14 protein-coding genes are annotated in these 21,895 nt (G+C 76.5%); 9 read left to right on the top strand and 5 right to left on the bottom strand.

Going from position 1 to position 21,895, the window contains the following annotated elements:
* Positions 1-85: 85 nt before the first annotated feature.
* The 4 genes from AC6EXY_RS05135 to AC6EXY_RS05120 form a co-directional block, all read right to left on the bottom strand.
* A complete protein-coding gene (locus AC6EXY_RS05135; protein ID WP_207770215.1) occupies positions 86-694 on the bottom strand; it encodes a GNAT family N-acetyltransferase in 609 nt (202 codons plus the stop codon).
* 203 nt (positions 695-897) lie between these two features.
* Positions 898-3,432: an FAD-binding oxidoreductase gene (locus AC6EXY_RS05130; protein ID WP_101830900.1), complete on the bottom strand. Its 2,535-nt coding sequence runs from the start codon at positions 3,430-3,432 to the stop codon at positions 898-900.
* 141 nt (positions 3,433-3,573) lie between these two features.
* Positions 3,574-4,353, bottom strand: coding sequence for a spheroidene monooxygenase (locus tag AC6EXY_RS05125; protein WP_499816703.1), 780 nt, complete (start codon positions 4,351-4,353; stop codon positions 3,574-3,576).
* The gene (locus tag AC6EXY_RS05120; protein ID WP_101830898.1) at positions 4,353-8,327 is read right to left on the bottom strand and encodes an AfsR/SARP family transcriptional regulator; all 3,975 of its coding nucleotides are present in this window, start codon (positions 8,325-8,327) and stop codon (positions 4,353-4,355) included. The genes AC6EXY_RS05125 and AC6EXY_RS05120 overlap by 1 nt, the downstream gene beginning before the upstream one ends.
* Before the next feature lie 337 nt (positions 8,328-8,664).
* Here AC6EXY_RS05120 and AC6EXY_RS05115 point away from each other — a divergent pair, with 337 nt between their 5' ends.
* From AC6EXY_RS05115 to AC6EXY_RS05080, 8 genes are all read left to right on the top strand, one after another.
* Positions 8,665-9,516 carry a hypothetical protein gene (locus AC6EXY_RS05115; protein WP_165818281.1) on the top strand — a complete coding sequence of 284 codons (852 nt, stop codon included), beginning with the start codon at positions 8,665-8,667 and terminating at the stop codon, positions 9,514-9,516.
* Positions 9,517-9,583: 67 nt separating this feature from the next.
* Positions 9,584-10,153 (top strand): SAV_6107 family HEPN domain-containing protein, encoded by a 570-nt coding sequence (locus AC6EXY_RS05110; RefSeq protein ID WP_207770213.1) that lies wholly within the window; start codon positions 9,584-9,586, stop codon positions 10,151-10,153.
* 5 nt (positions 10,154-10,158) lie between these two features.
* The gene (gene imuA', locus AC6EXY_RS05105; RefSeq protein ID WP_101830897.1) at positions 10,159-10,833 is read left to right on the top strand and encodes a DnaE2-dependent mutagenesis accessory factor ImuA'; all 675 of its coding nucleotides are present in this window, start codon (positions 10,159-10,161) and stop codon (positions 10,831-10,833) included.
* Position 10,834: 1 nt separating this feature from the next.
* The gene (locus AC6EXY_RS05100) at positions 10,835-12,493 is read left to right on the top strand and encodes a DNA polymerase Y family protein (RefSeq protein ID WP_499816704.1); all 1,659 of its coding nucleotides are present in this window, start codon (positions 10,835-10,837) and stop codon (positions 12,491-12,493) included.
* 85 nt (positions 12,494-12,578) lie between these two features.
* On the top strand, positions 12,579-15,842 hold the full coding sequence (locus AC6EXY_RS05095) for an error-prone DNA polymerase (protein WP_499816705.1): 3,264 nt from the start codon (positions 12,579-12,581) through the stop codon (positions 15,840-15,842).
* A gap of 335 nt (positions 15,843-16,177) precedes the next feature.
* Positions 16,178-17,005 carry a methyltransferase domain-containing protein gene (locus AC6EXY_RS05090; RefSeq protein WP_499816706.1) on the top strand — a complete coding sequence of 276 codons (828 nt, stop codon included), beginning with the start codon at positions 16,178-16,180 and terminating at the stop codon, positions 17,003-17,005.
* Positions 16,995-18,326: a DNA polymerase IV gene (gene dinB / locus AC6EXY_RS05085; protein ID WP_499816707.1), complete on the top strand. Its 1,332-nt coding sequence runs from the start codon at positions 16,995-16,997 to the stop codon at positions 18,324-18,326. The genes AC6EXY_RS05090 and dinB overlap by 11 nt, the downstream gene beginning before the upstream one ends.
* Before the next feature lie 212 nt (positions 18,327-18,538).
* Complete coding sequence (locus AC6EXY_RS05080; protein ID WP_101832569.1) at positions 18,539-18,949, top strand: SCO2097 family morphological protein; 411 nt, start codon at positions 18,539-18,541, stop codon at positions 18,947-18,949.
* A gap of 106 nt (positions 18,950-19,055) precedes the next feature.
* Here AC6EXY_RS05080 and AC6EXY_RS05075 read toward each other — a convergent pair whose 3' ends face one another.
* Positions 19,056-21,725: a transglutaminase TgpA family protein gene (locus AC6EXY_RS05075; RefSeq protein ID WP_499842301.1), complete on the bottom strand. Its 2,670-nt coding sequence runs from the start codon at positions 21,723-21,725 to the stop codon at positions 19,056-19,058.
* Between AC6EXY_RS05075 and AC6EXY_RS05070 the strand changes: the two genes are divergently transcribed.
* A partial coding sequence (locus tag AC6EXY_RS05070; RefSeq protein ID WP_499842300.1) for a hypothetical protein occupies positions 21,697-21,895 on the top strand: 199 nt, incomplete at its 3' end. The genes AC6EXY_RS05075 and AC6EXY_RS05070 overlap by 29 nt on opposite strands.

Here is a 21,895-nt window from a genome sequence, read left to right as displayed (position 1 = left end):
GGGCGCCGGATGGGGGGTTCGCCCGGCATGTGCCGGGTGCCTGGCCGTGCCGCCCGCTGCGCCGTGGACGCCGGGCGGTCGGACATCACCGCACGGGTTCGGGACGGCCGGCGCCTGCCGCGCGGCCGTCGCCGGAGCCGGTCGTGGGCGTGACGGCCGGGGCCTCAGCCAGGGCCGGCAGTTCCTTGCCGAGCACCGCGTAGGGCGTCAGGGTGCCGGGGAACTGGAAGTCCGACAGCAGCGGGACGAATCCCTCACTCGCGTACAACCGCCGCGCCCGGCTGCCGGCGGGCTCCAGCGCGGACAGCGCGGCGGTCCGGTGCGGCACCCCGCGCAGCAGCTCCCGCAGCAGCTGCCGGCCGATGGAACGACCCTGGTAGGTGGGCAGCACGTGCAGCTCGACGATCTCCAGGCAGTCGTCGAGCCAGTGTGCGGCCGCCGGCACCGAGACGGCGCCGAGCGCCTCGACCACCACGTCGTGCCACCATTGGCCGGCCTGGCCGGGCAGCGCGTAGGTGATGCCCACGAGGGTGTCGTCGGCGGTGACGGCGGCGACGGCACGCAGCTCGGGCCGCTCGAAGTGGCGGCGCGCGTGCAGGGCCCGGTCACGGGCGGCCCGGACCGGATCGGCCTCGTGATGGTCGAGGAAGGCCGCCTTGTAGACGCCGATGACGTCGTCGAGACGGGCCTGCATACGGCTCGGCGACCAGCGGACCACCCGCACGTCCTCGTCGGTCACCGGCGTCGCCTCCTGTCCCTGCCCCGGCGGGTTGGCCGGACCTCGCGGACGGGTCCGGCGGGTCAGCAGACCGGGGCGCACCCTCACATCGCTCGACGATAACGCGCCGGTCGCCGAGTGCGCCGGGCGACGGGAATGCCTGCCACGTAACGTCGCCACTATGGCGCGCAGGGCGATTCCTCCGGGTCGGGTGGCAGGCCGATCCGGTCACCGGCCATGGCGAGGCCCGCGCAGCGCGGGGAGCCCGCGAGCAGGTCGGCGGCCAGCAGCGCCACCGCTGGTGCCTGCACCGCGCCGCCCGCGTTCGTCCCCGCGACGACCACCACCCGGCCGGCGTGGCCAGGCACGGCGGTGACCAGGGGTAGCCCGTCCGGGGTGGCGGGCCGCTCGCAGACCCGCGCGTCGCGGACGTCGAGGCGCCCGTCGGCCCCGACCAGCCCGGGGAACAGGCCGGCGACGGCGCGCTCGAAGATCGCCCGCAGCTCGGCCACCCCCGCCGCGGCCGCCGTCCTGGGCGTGAGCCCGAGGTAGCCGAAACCGGCGCTGACGTGGATCAGTGTGCCGTCCGGGGAGAGCGTCACGTTCATCACCCCGAGCGGATCGCCGGCGTGGATCTTCACCGGCCGGCGCAGTCCCGGGTTGGGCAGGGTGAGCGACAGGCCCAGCAGCTGGCTCACCGCGCCGGCGCCGGGCCAGCCGCCGTCGCCGAACAGCCGCGCCAGGGCGGGCCCACCCACGGTGACGACGGCCTGCCGAGCGTCGAGGACCCGCCCGTCCTCGAGATGCAGCCGAACGCTGCCGCTGCCGCCGCTGCCGGCGCCCGCGACCGGATCGAGCCGGGTCACCCGGGTACCGGCCCGGACCTCGACACCGAGCTCGGCGAGCCGGCCGGCCAGCGCCGTGGCCAGATCGTGGATGTTGACGGCGTAGCCGTCCACCTCGACGGCGCCCGCGATCCGGCGCGGGCCGCCCGGCAACGGCACCTCGCGGCCGAGCCCCGGCCAGTCACCGGCCAGCGCCGCCGGCGGCAGCCGTACGGCGCCGGTGTCGGCGGCGCGCTGGAGCCGCTCGCCCGCGGCGAGGTCGGTGGGGTCGAGGTAGATCCGGGTGAGGCGGGCGTCGCGGCGCAGCCCGGCCAGCCAGCCGGCGCCGTCGCGGGCGAACAGCCGCTCCCAGCCGCGCAGCCCGAGCCGGTTCAGCGCGATCACCAGGTCCTGGGCGGTGGCGTGCAGGCCCGGCTGGTCGGCGCGGCGGGTGAAGGCCTCGGCCCAGGCGGTCTCCGCCGGGGTCAGCGAGGCGGGATCGCGCACCTGCCAGCCGCGCTCCGCCGGCCCGCGGGCCAGCACGTCCACCCGGGTCTGATCGGCCTGCGGGAGGGTCTCGGTCGCCGACAGGTGCCGCCCGTTGGAGCCGGCGAACGTCGTGCCCTGCCGGGCCGGGTCGGTGCGCGGCGCCGGCGCGGCGTCGAGGACGACGATGCCGCGGTGGCCGCGCGCGTGCAGCAGCAGGGCGGTCATGAGACCGACGATCCCGCCGCCGACGACCACCACGTCGTGGCCGCCGGAGGCGGGATCCTCAGGGGCCGGGTCCTCGTCGATCCGGCGGTCGGTGGGCTCGAGCAGGTCGGCGCCGGTCAGGTCGTCCAGGTCCGCCCGGCCGACGGCGGCGAGCACCGCCTGGTCGAGATCGTCGTCGCAGGCGGGGGTGCGCATCGCCGCGGAGCACAGGGTGAAGCCCGCGCGGGGCTGGCCGCCCTCGCCCTCGACGCGCGCCGCCAGCAGCTCGCGCACCGGGGCGAGCAGCCGGGGGGCGTTGTCCAGCACGACGGTGAGCTCACGGCGGTCGTAGGCGTCGAGCAGCGCTCCCTCGGTGAACACCTCGGGTTCGGCTACGCTGACGAGCCGGGCGCCGCTGAACATCTTGAGCAGCGCCGCGTCGATCAGGCCCGCGGTCGCCCACGGCCCGCCGTGGACGAGTGGCACGGCGACGGCGACGGCGTCGGCGGCGTCGAGGACCTCCCGCGCGTCCGCGGCGACGCGGACGCTCCCGGCGGGCAGCCGGTGGCGGCGAACCCAGGCGGCGAGCGCCGCGGGGTCGGCGGCGAGCGACGGGGAGCACACCACCAGCCGCAGGCCGCGGGCGGTGCCGGCGCGGGCCACCCGCCCGTTGATGGCGCCGGTGCCCAGCAGCCCCAGCACCCGCGCCGGTGCGCTGTCCGCGGCGAACAGCCGGTCGATCATGAACTGGGCGACGTGCCGCGCGTTGACCTCCGGGGTGTTGCGCACCGTGATGCCCAGCCGGGTGGCGGCGGCACAGTCGACGGCGGCGAGCGAGGTGCCGCGGCGGACCAGCAGCAGCCCGCGGCCGTCCCCGCCTCCCTCGGCGCGGGCGGCCGCCGCCCAGCTGCCGAGGGTCTCGGCGTCGACGGCGTTGGCCCCGACCACGAGCGTGTGCGGGCGCAGCCGCGCGAGCGTCTCGGCCAGCTCCGCCGGTCGGGCGGCGAGTTGCGGGTGCAGCAGCGCGGCGTCGCTCGGCCCGGCCAGCGCGGCCAGCCGCGCGCTCACCGGGGTGGCGATCAGCACCCGGCGCCGTGACGCCGTCCACCGCGACGCGGCCGGCGTCACCGGGGGCGCGGGCGGGGCGGGTCTGCCCTGGAAGGCCCGGGCGGGCTCCTGATCACGCAGGCTCGGCATGCGGCTCGCTTCATCCGGGTCGTCGGGGGTGCGCGGTCGGACCTGCCCCACGGTGCCGGGTGGGTGTCAACGCGCGGTCAAACCGCGTGCCGGCGGGGTGTGGCCCCCGATGCGGCCGGGCGGCCGATCTTCAACGGCCCGTCAACGCGGGTGGGCCGCCAGCGTGGGGTCCGCGGCGAGGTGCAGCAGCGGGTCACGCCCGCCGAGGGTGCCCCGCGAGCCGAGCACGGCGAACCGGGCGAACAGGTCCTCGCTGTACCAGCCGACCTCCGGTGTGCGCCGGACGACCTCGCTGTGCGCCGGCCGGCCGTAGGCGAACCGGCGCAGCGACGCGGTGTCGCGCCACAGGCTGAACGTTCCCTTCAGGCCGATCGGTGCCTCACCGATGCCCGCCGCGAACATCAGGCCGTCGGCCTGCGCGAGATCCGCGACCACCGGCGGCACCGCCCGTCGGAAGGTGAACGTGTGCCGGGCGGCGACCCGCGCCCGGGTGATCACCGCGACCTTCGTGACGGCAGCGCTCGGCGGCCCGGCCGTCGCCGGATCACCGAAGGGCGCGCGCCCCGACCAGCGGCCCCGCGACGACAGCGGGTGCAGGTCGATGCGCCACCGCTCCTCGGCCATCGCCGACCAGGCCCGCACCTGGGGGGAACGCTCGAACGAGCGTGCCGCCGACGGGCTCTGCCACACCGCGAGCATCGCCCACTGGCACGGGTCGGCTCCGCGCAGGCCGAGGCTCTCGGCCGCGCCGGTGCCGAGCAGCTTGGCGAACGTCAGCCCGGAGACGTGTCGCAGCGCCGAGCGGTCGGTGGCCACCCGGGCCAGCGCATGACCGACCCTGCGGCGGGGGACCCGCCAGAAGTCGACGGTCACCAGCGGGGCGAGCGCACCCGTCGCACTCGTCGGACTCGCCGTCTGCATCAACCCCACCTCCGAGCGGACGCCAACCGCAGCAGCCCCTGGCGGGGCGCGCCGTACTTCTCGGTGAACGTGGCAGCCACCGCCGCGCCACCGTCACCGCGGTCACCCCCGGGACCGGCACCGCCGCCGTCGCTCGCGTCGTCGGGGCCGGCCCGCAGCGGCACCACCCGACGGCGGCCGAGGTCGCCCAGCGGATGGCGTCCCGGGTCGGCCACCGTGGCGACCAGCCCGTCGGGACCGCCGCGGGCCAGCAGCTCCGTCAGCGGTGGGCAGGCGACGTACACGACCCCGTCCCGGCGGACGTACTCGCAGCCGAGCACCAGCCCGCCGGCGTCGGCCGGGGAGATCCGCAGCTCCACCCGCAGGTAGTCGTCCAGGGCGATGCTGCCCTGCGGGCTCCAGAGCCGTTCGAAGTGCTGCTCGACGAACTGGACGAGCGTCGAGGAGACGGTCGCCTCGTGCTGGGTGGTGGCCGCCGACGAGAAGCCGACCGGGAAGCTCGACACCAGCGCCCCGGAGTCCCACCGGTGGTACGTGGTCAGGGGCTGCTCGCCGTAGAGCCGCACGGCCAGCCGAGGCCGCAGCACTGGCTCCAGGCGCTCCCGAAGGCCCCCGAGGACCAGCAGGTTCGCGCGGATCCGGGCGGCGACGTCGACCCGGTGGGCGAGGTCCGCGGAGCGCGCGGCCGCGGCGGCCGAGTCCGGGTCGAGCAGCAGGATCTGGACGATCGCCCCGGCGTCGATCGCGGTGAGCACCGCGTCGGCGAAGGCGTCGCGGTGCTCCGCGGCGACGAGGTCCGTCCAGGTGTTCAGCAGTCGCACGCTGCGCCGGGAGGCGGCGACCCGGGTGATGAAGTACGCCGGGTCGAACGCGCCGAGCAGCCGCCCACCGGTGAACTGGGTGGCCCCGGCGGTCACCGGCGCGCTCAGCCGGCGCTCGACGGCCGCGAGCTCCGGAGACCTGCGCTGGCGCAGCAGGGTGGCCGCGCGCTGCCAGGACCGCCGCGCGGCCGGATGGTCGTCCAGCTCGGCGAGGATGTCGCCTCGGCGGACGAGTACCCGCGGTTCCCACAGCGGGTCCGGCGGATCGGCCAGCAGCGGCAGACTCGCGTTGTATGCGGCCAGCGCCCGTTCCGGGCGGTGCTGGTGGCGGTAGAGGTCGCCCAGACGCCGCTGGGCGTGCGCCTCCAGCGGCTGGTTGCCGAGCTCCCGGGCGATGGACAGGCTCAGCGTGAGGCAGGTGATGCCGTCGGCGAGCTCGCCGCGGTCGCCGTGCGCCATCGCGATGCTCACCAGCGTCTCCGCCTCGCCGCGCCGTGCCCCGCCTCGGCGCAGCGCGGCGAGGCAGGCCTCGAAGGCGGCCAGCGCCTCGGCGAGCTCGCCGCGTCCGCGGTGGGTGCCGGCGAGCCCGCGCGCCGCCCGGGCGTCGCTGAGCTCCTCCTCGCTGCCGGCGAGCAGCTCGCGGGCCCGGGCGAAGCGCTCCACCGCCGCTGCCAGCCGGTCGGCCGCGTCGGGGCTCACGGCCGCCGCGGGCTTGCCGTCGGGGTCCGATCCGGGCGCGTCCAGCCGCCAGCAGGCCTCCTCGAAGGCCAGGGTGAGCTCCCGTTCCCCGAGGTTGGTGAGCAGCTCCGCCTCGGCCAGCCGGTGCCCGCCGCGCCGGGCCGCGGCCAGGCCCAGCTCGTGGGTCGTCGCCCAGTCGCCCCAGTGCGCGCCGAAGGCGTAGAAGTCCGCCGCCTCGGCGGCCAGCAGCCAGGTCGGCTGGTCGAGACCGGCCGCGTGCGCCTGCCCCACCAGGGCGAGCAGGTTCGACCGCTCCGTGGCGAACCACACCAGCGGCCGGCGGACGAACTGGGCCAGATCAGCGTCGTCGGCGTCGACGACGGCCCACGTGGCCAGGCGCGCCTCCTCGTCGCCGCCGGGGCCCGTCCATCCCCGGCCGGGATCGAGCACGCGCACCCGCCCGGGGCTGAAGACGTCGACCGCGGCGCGCAACATCACCAGATAGGCGTACAGCAGTCGCCCCAGCGCCGCCCGGTGTTCACCGGACAACGCCGGAGGATCGTGCGGGACCGCGGCATCGGGCCTGTCCGCGCCGTCGGTGCGGTCCGGGGCGACGTCACCTTCGGGCCAGACCGTCACGGTGCCCGCCCCGACGCCCGTGCCGACGCCGGTCTCCTGCTCCCGGGCGAAGACCCGCAGCAGATCGTGGAAGCGGTAGCGCTCGGCCCCGGTCGGGTCGGTCCCCCGCCGCTCCAGCAGCTGCGCGTCGGCGAGCCGGTCCACGACATCCTCGGCCTCGTCCAGATCGAGGTCGAGGACCGCGGCGGCGGCCCACGGGGTGATGTCGTTGACCGCGGGCAGCGACAGCAGACGGAAGGCGCGCTGCTCGTCGGGGGGCCGACCCGCGTAGCTCAGCTGGAAGCTGGCCCGGATCTCCAGGTCGCCGACCTCCAGCCAGGACAGCCGGTCGCGCTCGTTGGCGAGCCGGTGCGCGAGGCGGGTCAGCCGCCAGTGCGGGTGCGCGGCCAGCTTGCGCCCGGCGATCTGGATCGCCAGCGGCAGGTAGCCGCACAGCCCGACGATGTCGCGCGCCGCCTCCGGCTCCGCCTCCACCCGCGCCGCGCCGACCACCTTGGTCAGCAGCTCCACCGCGTCGCTGGGAATGAGGACGTCGACGGTCCAGTAGGGCACGGTCAGCCCGGGCAGGCGGGACCTGCTGGTGATGAGCACGGCGCAGCCCCGGCCGGCCGGCATCAGCGGGCGGATCTGCGCCTCGCCCGCCGCGTTGTCCAGGATGATCAGGACCCGCCGGGTGGCCAGCAGCTCCTGGTACATCTCGGCGAGGTCGTCCGGGTCGGCCGGCACCGCCGCCCGGCTCACCCCGAGCGCCTGGACGAACCGGGCGAGCACCCGCGTCGGGTCCAGCGGCTCGCTGGTGCCGCGCAGGTCGACGTAGAGCGCGTCGGTGAACCCGGCGCGCACGCGGTGGGCGATGTGCACCGCCAGGGCCGTCTTGCCGGCCCCCGCCTTGCCGGCGAAGGCCACCGTGACGCAACCGGCGCCGAGCGCGGCCCGGTCGGTCAGCAGCGCGCACGCCCGGGACTGGATGGTGTCCCGCCCGGTGTACTCGGCGACGTCCGGTGGCAGCGGCTGCCCGCCGCCGGTGACGGGCGCGGCCGGCGACGGGCGGCCCAGGGATCGCGGCGGGGCCCAGGCGAGGCCCGACGCCCCCCGCAGCACGTCCTCCTGCAACCGGCGCAGCCGGGGGGAGTCCAGCCCGAGGTCGTGGCGCGCCGCCAGCCCGTCCCGACAGGCCCGGGCGGCGTCCTCGACCCGGCCGTCGCGGTACAGGGCGAGGACGAGCTCGCGGCACAGCCCGTCGTCGTGCGGGTGGCGGGCGACCAGCATGCGCAGGTCGCCGAGGACCTCCCGGTGCCGGCCCAGCGACAGGTCGGCGGCGATGCGCGTCTTGACCACGTCGAGCTGCACCTCCTCGAGGGCCTCGATGTAGCTGCGCGCGAACGGATGGTCCGTCACGTCCGCCAGCGGCGGGCCGCGCCACAGCGACTGGGCCTCCTGCAGCGGGGCGATCGCGCTGACCGGGTCGCCGTCGTCCACCGCGCGCCGGCCCTGCTCCAGCAGGCGGCGGGCCTGCCAGGCGTCGATCTGCTCCGGGCGGACGGCGAGCAGGTAGCCCGTGCCCTTGCGGACGAGCACCTGGGGCGTCGGGCCCGCCTCCAGCTTGCGGCGCAGCTCGCTGACGTGCGTGCGCAGGGTGGCCATGGCCCGGTCGGGCGGGTCCTCGCCCCAGATCGTCTCCAGCAGCCGGTGGATCGGCACGACCTGGCCGACCTCGAGCAGCAGCACGGTCATCAGCACCTTGCGCTGGGTGCCGCCCAGCGTGAGCGGCGTCCCGGCCGCGGTGACCTCCAGCGGACCGAGGATGGCGAACTGCAGGCTGTCGCGGTCGGGCATCTGGTCCTCTCGGCGCGCGTCCCCGGCCGTTCCCACGACCCCGGGTGATGAGTGTTTATCGCAGCGTGCGCCGGGAGGGGAGGGCGCGGCAACCACCGATCCGGTCCGTTCACTGTCGGTTCGGCGTCAGTGTCGTGGCGCGGGCGGCAGCAACGGATGCTCTCCGTGACCTCCGGCCTCGCGGGCTCTCCCCACTCTCCTCAACGGTCGCTCAATGGACGTGGTGACCGTGCGGGTATGGCCGGTTGACGTGGGTGGGGTGCACTCGCACCAACGAGAACCCGAGGACTACGGGAAACCGGCAGACGGCCGGTGTTGGTGTGGAGGTGTTGACCTGATGGCGATCGAGATGACGAGGATCCTCGCGCGACGGCCCGGGACGCGGGGACGGGCGCCGACCTCGCGCGGCATCCGCCCGGTCCTGGTGACACAGGCGGAGCCACTGCCGACGGGGCCGCTGGCGACGGGGCCGCTGGCGACGGGGCCGCTGGCGGCCCAGGGTTCGCCGGGGGAGGCGTCCTCGGTGGAGGTGTTCCCGGCGGGGCGGCCGGCGGCCGGGGACGCGGCGGACGCGCTGCCCCGGCGGGCCGGCGGGCTGCCGCACGACGTGGTGTTCCGGGACGCGTCGAGCCGGCGGGCCGCGGTCCGGCAGGTGTGGGTCGAGGCCGACGAGGACGCGGTGCTCGCCGACTGGGGTTCGCGGGGGCGGGTCGAGTTGATGGCCGCCCGCCGCCCGTTCGTGCTGGAGGCGGACGTCGACGGCCGGGGTGTGCGCCTGGTCGAGCCGATGGGGCTGGTGCCGGTCGCGGCGTTCACGCCCGAGCGGGTCGGTGGCCGGGTGCGCCTGGCGGACGGTGCGTCGCTGCGGTGGCTCGAGCCGACCCGCGCCGAGTTCGCCAGCGGCCTGGTGGGGCACCGCGAGGTCAACATCATTCGGTTCGCGCTGGACGGGACGGCGCTGGTGATCGCCGATCCCGACCTGCTCGACCCCCAGGTCACCCGGGTGGGCCGGGTGGGCCGGGTGGCGGTCGCGGGCCCGGGGGATACCCGTCGGGGGGATGCCCCGGATCCGCGGCTGGGCTGGGTGCCCGACGTGGTGGCGCTGCTGGTGCTGGGCTGGTTCCTGCGCCTGCTGGAGCGCACACCCGCCGCGCCCGCTCGCTCATATGTTCGCCACCTGGGTGTTTGACGAGCCGGCCGAACGCGGGCTACCTTTCCCGGTATTCGAACCTGTGTTCGACGTCGGGAGGGCTGTCATGACCGTCATGGGCCGACCTGTCCGTGGCCTGGGCCCCGCGGGGGACGCCGCTCGGACGCAGGGTACGTCCGCCGGGCCCGGCGTCTGTGCCGGACCGGCCGGGCGGGCCCTGCTGCCGGCCGCGGGGCTGCCCCACCGCTCCCGGGACGAGCTGCTCGCCGCCGCCCGCCGTGGCCTGGGGGAGGCCGAGTACACCACCCGGGTCGGGGAGCGGTACGCCCTCGCCCATCTCGCGGCCCTGCGGGCCGCCGCGGCGGTGCTGGCCGACCGGGCGCGCCCGCGCCCCGGCCGCCGGGGCCGGCCGGTCAGCGCGTGGTGCCTGCTCGTGCGGGTCGCCCCCGAGCTCACCGAGTGGGCGGACTTCTTCGCGGCGGGCGCCGGCCGGCGGGCGGCCGCGGAAGCCGGGCTGAACGTGGTGGGCCGGCGGGACGCCGACGATCTGATCCGCCAGGTGGAGCTGTTCATCGGCGCCGTCGAGGACGCGCTGGGGCTGCCGTCCCAGCCGGTGCTCGCCGGCAGCGGCCCGGCCGAGGGCGGGCCGGTCGCCGCCCCGCCGGGGCGGGGTTAACCGGCGTGGCAGGCCCGGCGGCGCTGGCCGCCCTGCAGGAGATCGCCCGTAGCCCGGCGCGGCGGGTGGGGGACAGTGGCGGGCGGCTGCTGCCGGTCGTCTCCGCTCTCGCCGCGGTCCTGCCCGAGGCAGGGCTGCGGCGAGGGACGACGGTCGCGGTCACCGGATCCGCCTCGCTGCTGCTGACGGTGCTGTGCGGGCCGTCCCAGGCGGGCGCGTGGTGCGCGGTCGTGGGTTTCGCCCAGCTCGGTCTGCTCGCCGCCGCCGAGGCGGGCGTCGAGCTGGAGCGCCTCGTGCTGGTGCCCGCCGCGGGCGCGCGGTGGCCGGCGGTCGCGGCCGCGCTGCTCGACGCCATGGACGTCGTGGTCGTCCGGCCGCCGGACCGGTCCCGGCCGGCGGACGGGCGGCGGCTGATGGCACGCGCGCGGGAGCGGGGAGCCGTCCTGGTCGCCGTGGGCGGCTGGGAGGGAGCCGACCTGCGGGTGGTCGCCGTCGAGCGGCGGTGGGACGGCGTCGGTCCCGGTCATGGCCGGGTGCGGACAGGCAACCTGCTGGTGGAGGTGTCGGGGCGCGGCGCGGCGCGGCGATCCCGCCGGGTGTGGCTGTCCGGCACCGGGGCCTCGCCCGCGTCGGCGCCCGACGCGGCGTCGGTGCGGGTCCTGCCCGTCGGGGTGGCCTGAGATGCCGGTCCGCATGCTCGCCGTGCACTACCCGGACTGGCCGGTCATCGCCGCCGGTGCCGCTGCCGACCAGCCCGCCGCGGTGCTGGCCGCGGGGCGGGTGATCGCCGTGACCCCCGCGGCCCGGCACCTGGGAGTGCGCCCGGGCCTGCGCCGGCGGGAGGCACAGTCCCGCTGCCCCGAGATCGTCCTGGTGTCGGCCGATCCGGGGCGGGCCGCCCGGGTCTTCGAGCCGCTGGTCGTCGCGGTCGAGTCGGTGATTCCCGGGGTGGAGGTACGGAGCCCCGGGGAGTGCGTCGTGCCGGTCCGCGGCGCCGCCCGGTATTTCGGCGGGGACGAGGCCGCCGTCGGCGAGGTGCGCCGGGCGCTGGCCGCCGCCTGGCCGGCCGCGGCCAGGCTGGCCGGGTCTGCCGGGAGCGGGCCGGCCGAGATGGCCGGTGCGCCGCCGTCCTGCGGGATCGGGGTGGCCGAGGGGCCGTTCGCCGCCGGGGTCGCCGCCCGGGCCGGCGCGGTCGTCCCGCCAGGGGGCAGCGCGGCCTTCCTCGCCCCGCTTCCCGTCGACCTGCTCGGCGACGACGCGCTCGTCGAGCTCCTGCGCCGGCTGGGGCTGGTCACGCTCGGGAGTTTCGCGGTGCTGCCGGCCGCCGACGTGGCCGCCCGGTTCGGACCGGGCGGCGGCTGGGCGCACCGGCTGGCCCAAGGAGTGGACCCGCGGGCCGTGGCCCCGCGGGAGCAGCCCCTCGACCTCGGAGTCACCACGGCGTTCGAGCCGCCGGCCGACCGGATCGAGCGGGCGGCCCTCGCCGCCCGCCGCCTCGCCGAGCAGGCGCACGAGCGGCTCCGTGAGCAGGGGCTGGCCTGCACCGGGATCCGGATCGAAGCGGAGACCGAGCGCGGCGAGCACCACGTGCGGACCTGGCGTCACGACGGTCCCCTGTCCGCCGCCGCCATCACCGACCGTGTCCGCTGGCAGCTGGATGGCTGGCTCGCCGGCTCGGCGCCCTGCGCGGACGAGGCACCCGCCGCCCGCCTCCCACCCTCCGCCCCGCCCGTGGAACAGACGGGCGGCCCGCTGATGCCGGGGCCGGGGCCGTCGGCGGGTCTGGTCCGGCTCCGGGTCGATCCGGTGGGTCTGCTGCCCGCGGACGGCCGCCAGCTCGGGCTGTGGGGGGAGCCGGGCGCGGCCGCCGCCCGCGTCGCCCGGGCCCTCACCCGGGTGCAGGGCCTGCTGGGGCCGGAGGCGGTACTCGTCGGGATGGTCGAGGGCGGCCGTGATCCCGCCGACCGGATTCGGCTGGCGCCGTGGGGGGAGCCCCGGGCCAGCACCGGCCTGGACCGGCCCTGGCCCGGCGCGCTGCCGTCCCCGGCGCCGACGCTCGTGCACCGCCCGCCGCTGGCAGCCCGCGTGCTCGACGCCGCCGGCGAGCCGGTGGGCGTCAGCGCGCGGTGCGCGGTGACGGCGCCGCCCGCCCGGCTCGTCATCGGCACGGGCCCGCCGCTGGCGGTGACCGGCTGGGCCGGGCCCTGGCCGGTCGACGAACGCTGGTGGGATGCCCATGCACGGCGGCGGGCCCGCTTCCAGCTCAGCGTCGAGGAGGGGCATGCGTACCTGCTCGCCGTCGCGGGCGGCCAGTGGTGGGTGGAGGCGTCCTATGACTGAGCCGACATCGGGTCGCGGGTCGACATCGGGTCGCGGGCCCGTGCCGGATTCCGGGCACGCGTCGGGGTCGGGGCGGGGTGGGGCGGTGCCGGGGGACAGCCCGGTCGGCGACGGTGGGGACAGCCCGGCCTGGTCGCGCCGGCGCGCACCCTACCGGCCGCCCGCGAGCCTGCGGGCCGCGCCGAGCGCCGCCGTGGTGCCCTACGCGGAGCTGCACTGCCACTCCGCGTTCAGCTTCCTCGACGGCGCGAGCCAGCCGGAGGATCTCGTCGAGGAGGCGGTGCGGCTCGGGCTGTCGGCGCTCGCCCTCACCGATCACGACGGGCTCTACGGCGTCGTCCGGTTCGCGGAGGCGGCCCGGGAGGTGGGGTTGCCGACCGCGTTCGGCGCGGAGATCTCGCTCGGCGCGCCCGAGGCCCGTGCGGGGGAGCCCGATCCGGGCGGCGACCATCTGCTCGTCCTCGCCCGGGACCCCGAGGGCTACCGGCGGCTGTCCCGTGTGCTGTCCGACGCTCATCTTGCCGGGGGCGAGAAGGGCCGGCTGGTGGCCGGGATCGAGCAGTGCGCCCAGGCGGCCGGCGGGCACTGGCAGATCCTCACCGGATGCCGCAAGGGCCCGGTGCCCCGGGCGCTGGCCCGCGGCGGGCCGGCCGCGGCCGGGGCGGCCCTCGCCGACCTGGTGGAGCTGTTCGGCCGGGACAACGTGGCAGTGGAGATCACCGACCATGCCCACCCGCTGGACGCGGACCGGGGCGACGCCCTCGCCGAGCTGGCCCGCGCCGCGCGGCTGCCCCTGGTGGCCACCGGCAACGTCCACTACGCCGGGCCCGGCGCGGCCCGGCTCGCGGCGACGATGGCCGCGGTGCGGGCGCGGCGCAGCCTGGAGGAGATGGACGGCTGGCTGCCGGCCGCCGCCGGCGCGCACCTGCGGTCGGGGGCCGAGATGGCGGACCGCTTCGCCCGGTTCCCCGGGGCGGTGGAGCGGGCGGCCAGCCTCGGCGCGGCCTGCGCCTTCGACCTGCAGCTGGTCGCGCCGCGGCTGCCTGACTTCCCCGTCCCCCCGGGGCACACCGAGGCGAGCTGGCTGCGGCTGCTCACCATGCAGGGCGCGGCGCGCCGCTACGGCCCGGCCGGGCAGGAACGGGTGGTCGGCGCCTACGACCAGCTCGCCCACGAGCTGGCACTGATCGAGCAGCTTGGGTTCCCGGGGTACTTCCTGATCGTCCACGACATCGTCGAGTTCTGCCGCCGGCACCGGATCCTCTGCCAGGGGCGGGGATCGGCGGCGAACTCGGCCGTCTGCTATGCCCTGGGCATCACCGGTGTCGACGCGGTCTCCTTCGGCCTGCTGTTCGAGCGGTTCCTCGCCCCGGAGCGGGACGGCCCACCCGACATCGACCTGGACATCGAGTCCGGCCGCCGGGAGGAGGTGATCCAGTACGTCTACCGCCGCTACGGACGGGACCGGGCCGCCCAGGTGGCGAACGTGATCACCTACCGGCCGCGGTCCGCGGTCCGGGACGTGGCCCGGGCGCTGGGATTCTCCCCGGGCCAGCAGGACGCCTGGTCCAAGCAGCTCGACCGGTGGTCGCGGCCCGGCGCCGGGGCCTCCGACGGCGCGGGCGGACCCGAGCACGACATCCCGTCCGCGGTGACCCGGCTGTCCGACCAGCTGCTGGGGTTCCCCCGCCACCTGGGCATCCACTCCGGCGGCATGGTGATCTGCGACCGGCCGGTCGGGGAGGTGGTGCCCGTGGAATGGGCCCGGATGCCCGGCCGCACGGTGATCCAGTGGGACAAGGACGACTGCGCGGCCGCCGGCCTGGTGAAGTTCGACCTGCTTGGCCTCGGCATGCTCGAGATGCTGCACCGGGCGTTCGACCTCATCCTCGACCACCACGGGCGTGACCTCGATCTGTCGACGATCCCCCCGGAGGACCCGGCCGTCTACGACATGCTGTGCGCGGCCGACTCCATCGGGGTGTTCCAGGTGGAGAGCCGCGCCCAGATGGCGACGCTGCCCCGGCTGCGGCCCCGGCGCTTCTACGACCTGGTGATCGAGGTGGCGCTGATCCGTCCCGGTCCGATCCAGGGCGGCTCGGTCCACCCCTACCTCCGCCGCCGCAACGGGACGGAGGAGGTGACCTACCCGCATCCGCTGCTGCGCCGGTCGCTGGCGAAGACCCTGGGCGTCCCGCTGTTCCAGGAGCAGCTCATGCAGATGGCGATCGACATCGCCGGCTTCTCGGCGGCCGAGGCCGACGAGCTGCGCCGGGCGATGGGGGCCAAGCGGTCCGCCGAGCGCATCGAACGGCTGCGCGAGCGGCTCTACACCGGCATGGCGGCCAGCGGCATCACCGGCGCGCTGGCCGACGACCTGTTCACCAAGCTGTCCGCCTTCGCGAACTTCGGCTTCCCCGAGAGCCACTCGGTGAGCTTCGCCTTCCTCGTCTACGCCAGCTCCTGGATCAAGCTCTACTATCCGGCGGCGTTCTGCGCGGCGCTGCTGGGCGCGCAGCCGATGGGCTTCTACTCCCCGCAGAGCCTGGTCGCCGACGCCCGCCGGCACGGCGTCGAGGTGCTGCGGCCGGACGTCAACGCCTCCGGCGTCGGGGCGATCCTCGTCGGGGACGAGCCGCGGGTGCGGCTGGGGCTTGCCGGAGTCCGGCGGGTGGGCGACGGTCTCGCCCGCCGCGTCGTCGACGCGCGGGCGGCCGGCGGCCCCTTCGCGGACATGGCCGATCTCGTCCGCCGGGTCGGCCTGTCCGTCGACCAGGTCGAGGCCCTGGCCACCGCGGGCGCGTTCGACTGCTTCGGGGTGACCCGCCGTGAGGCGCTGTGGGCCGCGGGCGCGGTGGCGCAGGCCCGGCCGGACCGCCTCGACGGGATGGTCTTCGGCGCCGACGTCACCGCGGTCGCGCCCTACCTGCCGGAGATGACCGAGGTGGAGGAGTCCGCGGCCGACCTGTGGGCGACGGGCATCACCACCGAGGGGTACCCCACCCGCTTCCTGCGGGAGCGGCTCGACGCCCGCGGGGTCACCACCGCCGCCGGACTGCGCGACGCCGACGCGGGGCGGCGGGTGCTGGTGGCCGGGATCGTCACCCATCGTCAGCGGCCGGCGACCGCCGGAGGCACCACATTCGTCAACCTGGAGGACGAGACGGGGCTGGTGAACGTGATCTGTTCCCCCGGCCTGTGGGCCCGCCACCGGGTGGTGGCCCGGACGGCGACCGCCCTGGTCGTGCGGGGGCGCATCGAGCGGGCCGACGGGGTGACCAATGTGATCGCCGAACGGCTGTGGCCGCTGTCGGTCGCCGCCCCGAACCGGTCCCGGGACTTTCGATAAGCGGAGCGCCAGATGTTGCACGCAGCGTAGTTATCATTCACTATCGGTTATCTCTTGGGGTGCTGCGGGTGACGAAGCAGGAGATCATCGATGTTGTTGACTGGTTCCGCGATCCGCCACCGCGGGCGACGCCGCGCCGTAGCGTCCGCCGTGGCACGCCCGGCGAGAGCGGCGTATCACAACACCGTGGTAGTGCGGCTGCTGGGCCTCTCGGCCGGCGGGCTCGCCGTCGGTGTCGTCATCGGACTCGTCGTGGGGCGCTGACCGGCGGGCGCGAGCCAGCGGGCGGACCAGCCCGCCCAGCGGCGAACCACACACAGGAGGAGCCGACGCGGATGGACGGTCATGTCGTCGACACCGACCTGCGCCGCGCCGCGGTCTGGCCGGGCCTGTGGGCGGTGCTGCCCGCGCCGGACCCACGCGCGGTGATCATCGACGCCGGCGGGGGCAGCGGCGGGTTCGCCGTCCCGATCGCCGCGGCCGGCCATGCGGTGACCGTCGTCGACCCCTCGCCGGACGCGCTCGCGGCCCTGCGGCGGCGGGCGGCGGAGCGGGGGCTCGCCGAGCGGATCACGGCGGTGCAGGGCGACCTGGGCGACCTGGTGGGTCTCGTCGGCGCCGGGCGGGCGCAGGTGCTGCTGTGCCACTCCGTCCTGGAGGTCGTGGACGATCCGCCGAGCGCCCTGGCGGAGGCGTTGCGGGTGCTGCGGCCCGGCGGGGCGCTCAGCCTCGTCGTGCCCGGCGCCGCCGCCGCGGTGGTGCGCCACGCCGTCGCCGGGCGCGTGGACGAGGCGCTCGCGGCGCTGCTCGACGAGGGCCCGCGCCCGCGCGGGGTGCCGCGGCGGTACTCCACGGCCGGAATCGCGACACTCGTGCGCGCGGCGGGGGCCGAGGTGCTCGAGGTGCATGGGGTGCGGATCTTCGCCGATCTCGTCCCGGCCGAGCGGCGAGCCGATCCGGGCGCGGCCGAACGGCTGCTGCGCCTCGAGCTCGCGGCCGCCCGGCATCCGGCCCTGCGTGACCTCGCGGCCCAGCTGCATGTGCTCGCCCGCCGACCGGGGCCGGGGCCGGCCCCACCGCCGCTGTCGGCGTCGTCGAGCCTGCCGTCGTCGGTCCTGTCGTCGTCGGCGCCGGCCGGGGGGAGCGGTGCGGGTGGGCGCTGACAGCACGATCCTGCACGTCGACATGGACGCCTTCTTCGCCTCGGTGGAGCTGCGCCGCCGCCCGGAGCTGCGCGGCCGGCCGGTGATCGTGGCCGGCGGGGAGCGGGGCGTCGTGCTGTCGGCGACCTACGAGGCCCGCGCCTATGGCGTGCGCAGCGCGATGCCGATGGGCCGCGCCCGCCGGCTGTGTCCGGCCGCGGTGGTGGTCCCGCCCGATCACGCCGCCTACCGGGCGGCGTCGGTGGAGATCATGCGCCTCTTCCAGGACGTGACACCGCTGGTCGCCCCGCTGTCGGTGGACGAGGCGTTCCTCGACGTCGCGGGAGCCCGGGGGTTGTTCGGCCCGCCGGCGCGGATCGCGGTGAACCTGCGCCGCCGGGTCGCGAGCGAACAGCACCTCACCTGCTCGGTCGGGGTCGCCCCGTCGATGTTCGTCGCCAAGATCGCGTCGACGCGGTGCAAACCGGACGGGCTCGCGGTCATCGCCCCGGACGCGGTCCTGTCCTTCCTGCACCCGCTGCCGGCGGGGGCGCTGTGGGGGGTCGGCCCGCGGGCCCAGACGGTGCTGGAGCGCCTCGGCCTGCGCACGATCGGCGACATCGCCGCCACCCCGGTGGACACGCTGCGCCATGCCCTGGGGGAGGCCGCCGGAACCCACCTGCACCGGCTGTCCTGGGGGATCGACGAGCGGCGGGTGGATCCCGGCCACCAGGACGTCACGATCGGCGCAGAACGGACCTTCCCCACCGACGTGCGCGATCCTGCGGTGCTGGCCCGGGAGCTGCTGCGGCTGTCCGGGCGGGTGGCCGCCACGCTGCGCCGGCGGCGTCGCAGGGCCCGGACCGTCTCGGTGAAGGTACGCTACGGCGACTTCCGGACCCTCACCCGCGCCCGAACGCTGCGGGACGCCACCGACGTCTCCCAGGCGATCTACACCGCCGCCGTCGGGCTGGTCGCCGACCTCGGCCTGCTGCCCGCGAGGGCGGGCGTGGACAGCGACGTCGGTATGAGGCCGGATACGCACGACGGCCACGGCCACGTCGACGGTGGCAGCGGCAGCGGTGGCAGCGGTGTCGGTGTGGCGGCGGTGCGGCTGGTCGGGGTGCGGGTCGGCAATCTGCAGGATGCCGGCAGCGGCGGGCGTCAGCTGCTGCTCGGGGAGCGGCCCGACGGCTGGGCGGAGGTGGACCGGGCGTCCGACCGGGCTCAGGCGCGCTACGGCGCGGCGGCGGTCGGCCCGGCGAGTCTGCTCGGGCGGCCCACGGCGAACCGTTCGTCCGAACGACCCGGGGCGGGCGGGAACGGGGCGACCCGGGCATGAACGGCGTGGCGGCGGGCATCGGGAGAGGAGGGGTACCGGGGGCGCGCCGGCGTTTGGGGTGGCGCGTCACGCGGGACGGCAGGTGCGGGGTGGTGAGGGGAATGACGTGGTTCCAACCGGCATGACGGGTTGCCTACCGCGCCTGCCCGTGCACGCCTATTCTTGGTTGTCAGGCCCGTCCCTGCGGGCCTGCGGTCGTGGGAGGAGCGTCGATGCCGCTCTCGGAGAACGAGCAGCGCCTTCTGGAGCAGATCGAGCGCGCTCTCGTCGAGGATGATCCGAAGTTCGCCAGTGCCGTCCGGTCGACGGACCCTCGCACCTATCTGAGGCGACGTGTGCTCCGCAGCGCGTTCGTCTTCCTGCTCGGGCTCGTGGTCCTGGTCGTCGGCGTGGTCCTCAACCAGGTGCCGCTGACGGTGATCCTGGGCATCCTCGGATTCCTGATGATGTTGTTCGCGGCGCTGCGAGGAGCCGCGGACCTGCGCCGGATCAGCGGACGGGACGTGGGCGGCCGCCGCCCGGGCGGGCGGTCCCGCACGGGCAGATCCCGCCCGCGGACGAGAACGCCGTTCATGGAGCGGGTCGAGGAGCGGTGGCGGCGGCGCTGGGAAGACCGCCCCTGAGCGCAGCGGCCGGCGCTGTGCCGGCGTTGGCCGGGATGCGCGGGGCCGAGGGGCCGGGAAGATCACAGTTCCACGCGTGGCCTGGGGCTCTGATCCCCGCCGGGCTCTAGGGCTCTGAACCCCGCGGGCCGGACTGGGACAGGGCGGGGCGCGCGTGGTCCGGGTGGGTGCCGGTGGACGAGCCGTTCTGGCTGCCCGGATGGCGGAGGCGCGTCGAGCGGGGCTCCGCCGGGGGATACAGGCTCGGCGGGCGGTTGGTGGCGTCCACTGACGTGCGGCGGCCGCCCACGGGCAGCCAGCGGTGACGGTCGGTGCTCCGGGAGGTACCGACGGCGGTCACGGCATCGGCCGCGCCTGGTTCCCCGCGGCGGAAGACCGACGGCGGCACGAGGCGGGCCATGATCCGTCGCCCGCGGGGGGCGACCGACCACAGCGTCCCGGCGACGAGCTCCACGTCCCTGGCCACCTCGGCGGGCGGGGGCGGGCTGGCCAGCTCCGGCGGTGCGTAGCGGGCCCGCTCCTCCGCGGCGGCAAGCCGACCGAACGCCTCGCGCACCGGCTGGTACGTCGGCGACGCGCCGCCGTCCCCGCCGGCCTCCGGGCCGTCGTTCTCGGCGCCGCGAGCCGCCGGGCGGTCGGCGCCCGGCGGCTCGGCGTCCAGGTACGCGGTCAGCCGGGCGACGCCGGCTCGGGGCGAGTCGCTCGTCCGAATGGTCACCCCGAGGTCCGCGGCGACGTCGAGCAGCTCGGCCCAGGCCTCGTGCACCTGGGCGACGGCCCCCGCCTGATCATCGCCGCTGGTCCCGCCGGGGTCGCCGCCCGCCACCGCCCCGGGGCCGTGGCGCCCGGGCCGCAGCCGGGCGCGGCGGCGCCGGACCCGGATGATCGCGGGCGTGGCCAGCCCGAGCAGCAGGAAGGGCGTCGCCACCAGCAGCGCGAACACCCACATCGGCAGGCCCCCGGGCGCCGCGGAGGCCGGCTTGCCGGCCTGCGGGGCCGAGGAGCCCGCGGCGGCGCTGGGGGTGGGCGCCGCGCTGGGCACGGGAACCGGGCCACCCGCCGGGTCCGGCTGGGGGGTGGCCGGCAGCTCGGGCCCCTGGGAGGCGGCCGCGCCGTCGGGGTCGTCCACCCCGGCGGGGGCATACGAGGGCGCGGTGGTCGCCCCGTCGGCCCGGCGGGTCGGCTCGAAGCTCACCCAGCCGACGTTCGGGAACCACACCTCCGGCCAGGCGTGTGCCTGCCGGTTCGTGACGAGGTAGCTGCCGTCGGCCTGCCGCTCGCCGGGCACGAACCCGATCGCGACGCGGGCGGCGGCGCCGAGCATCCGGACCATCACCGTCATCGCCGAGGCGAACTGCTCGCAGTACCCGGTGCGGGTGTCGAACAGGAACTCGGAGAGGGCGCCTTCCTGGGTGGTCGGCGCGCCGCGCAGATCGTAGGTGAACAGCGGGCCGCGCAGGTACTCCTGGATCGCGTAGATCTTCTCGTACGGGGTGCGGGCGCCGCGGGTGACGGTGGCGACGAGCTGGCGCAGCCGCGGGTCGAGGTCGGCGGGCAGCGCGGTGTCGACGGCGAGCTCGTCGGGGACCGGCCCGCTGGATGCCTGCAGCTCCTGCCGGGTCGGGTTCGGTACGACCGCGTCGACCTGGTATTTCGCCCCCGAGGTGGAGGTACGGGTGGAGAAGATCGTGCCGGTCGGGGTGGCGAGCCGCCAGTCGCCGACCAGGCCCCTGACCCTCGTCGGGACACCGGGGACGGGCAGGTAGAGCTCGTTGAAGCGGCTGGTCACCGAGATGGACGCGCTGGTCGTGACGGTGCCGCCGCCGAGGCGCGGCTTGGGCAGGCCCTCGCTGATGCGGTTGTCCCGGGTCGCGTTGAGCGCCCGCAGGGTGAACAGCTGCCCGTCGAAGTTCTCCAGCGCGGTCAGCCGAAGGTAGTGGGGAGTGTCCTCGCGCACGTTCAGCAACGGCACCTCGTTGCTGGCGTGCAGCTGCTGGCTGACCGAGACGATCGGCTGCACGACGCTCGCCGAGCTCGGGCCGTCCCCGGCGCCGTAGCCGCCCTTGCGGGACACGAGGCCCTCGCCGTCCAGCGACGGCACGCCCATCGGCACCGTGACCGCGACGACGAGCGCGGCGAGCGCGACGCCGAGGGCGTTCACCGTCACTCGGCCGCCGAACGCCTCGCCCTCGCGCCGCTCGGCCCCGTCGGACACGGTGCGGCCCCAGCGGCCGAAGGCGAGCCGGCCGTCGAGCATCAGCAGGGCGATGAAGCTCACCGCGCCCAGCAGAAACGGCACCGGCCCCACGCCGCCGGGCAGGATCGCCGCCGACACCGCGTACAGGGCGAGCAGCGGCAGGCCGCCGAATGTCGGGCGGTCGAGCGTCACCACGATCAGGTCGACGAGCATCGCCGTGAGGTAGATGCCGGTGACGGTCAGCACGACCACGCCGGGGCGGTGCGGCACCGGCGTGGCCAGCCGGGAGATGTCCGAGCTGCCGGCGGAGATGAGCTCCCGCAGCGTGCGCACCGTCCCGCTGGTCGGCACCACCCCGAACAGCGCCGTGCTGCGCGCGCACAGCACGGTCACCACGACGAGCAGGCCGGCGAGGCTGAGCAGCAGGCCGGCGGCGGTCGGCAGCCGCAACAGCCGGCCGGCCGTCGCGGTCCCGACGGCGACGACGACGGCGATCAGCACCGGCACGAACCACCAGGCCGTCCCGTCGAACAGCCGGGACAGGGCACTGGTGGACAGCAGGCAGGCGATCGTCGCCACGGTGGTGGGCACCAACCGGGTGTTCATCCGCCCCCCCGCCCGAACTCGGCGCCGGCGCCGGCGGTGGCGCGGGCCGCGGCGGCGGGAAGGGTACGCCGGCTCCCCGGCCGAAATGCTGGAGCGCGCCGAGGACCTGGCGCGCGGCCTCGGCCGGGAGCGGGAGGCAGCCG

This window comes from Frankia sp. RB5, assembly GCF_059816245.1.
This window is presented reverse-complemented; position numbering and strand designations above follow the sequence as displayed.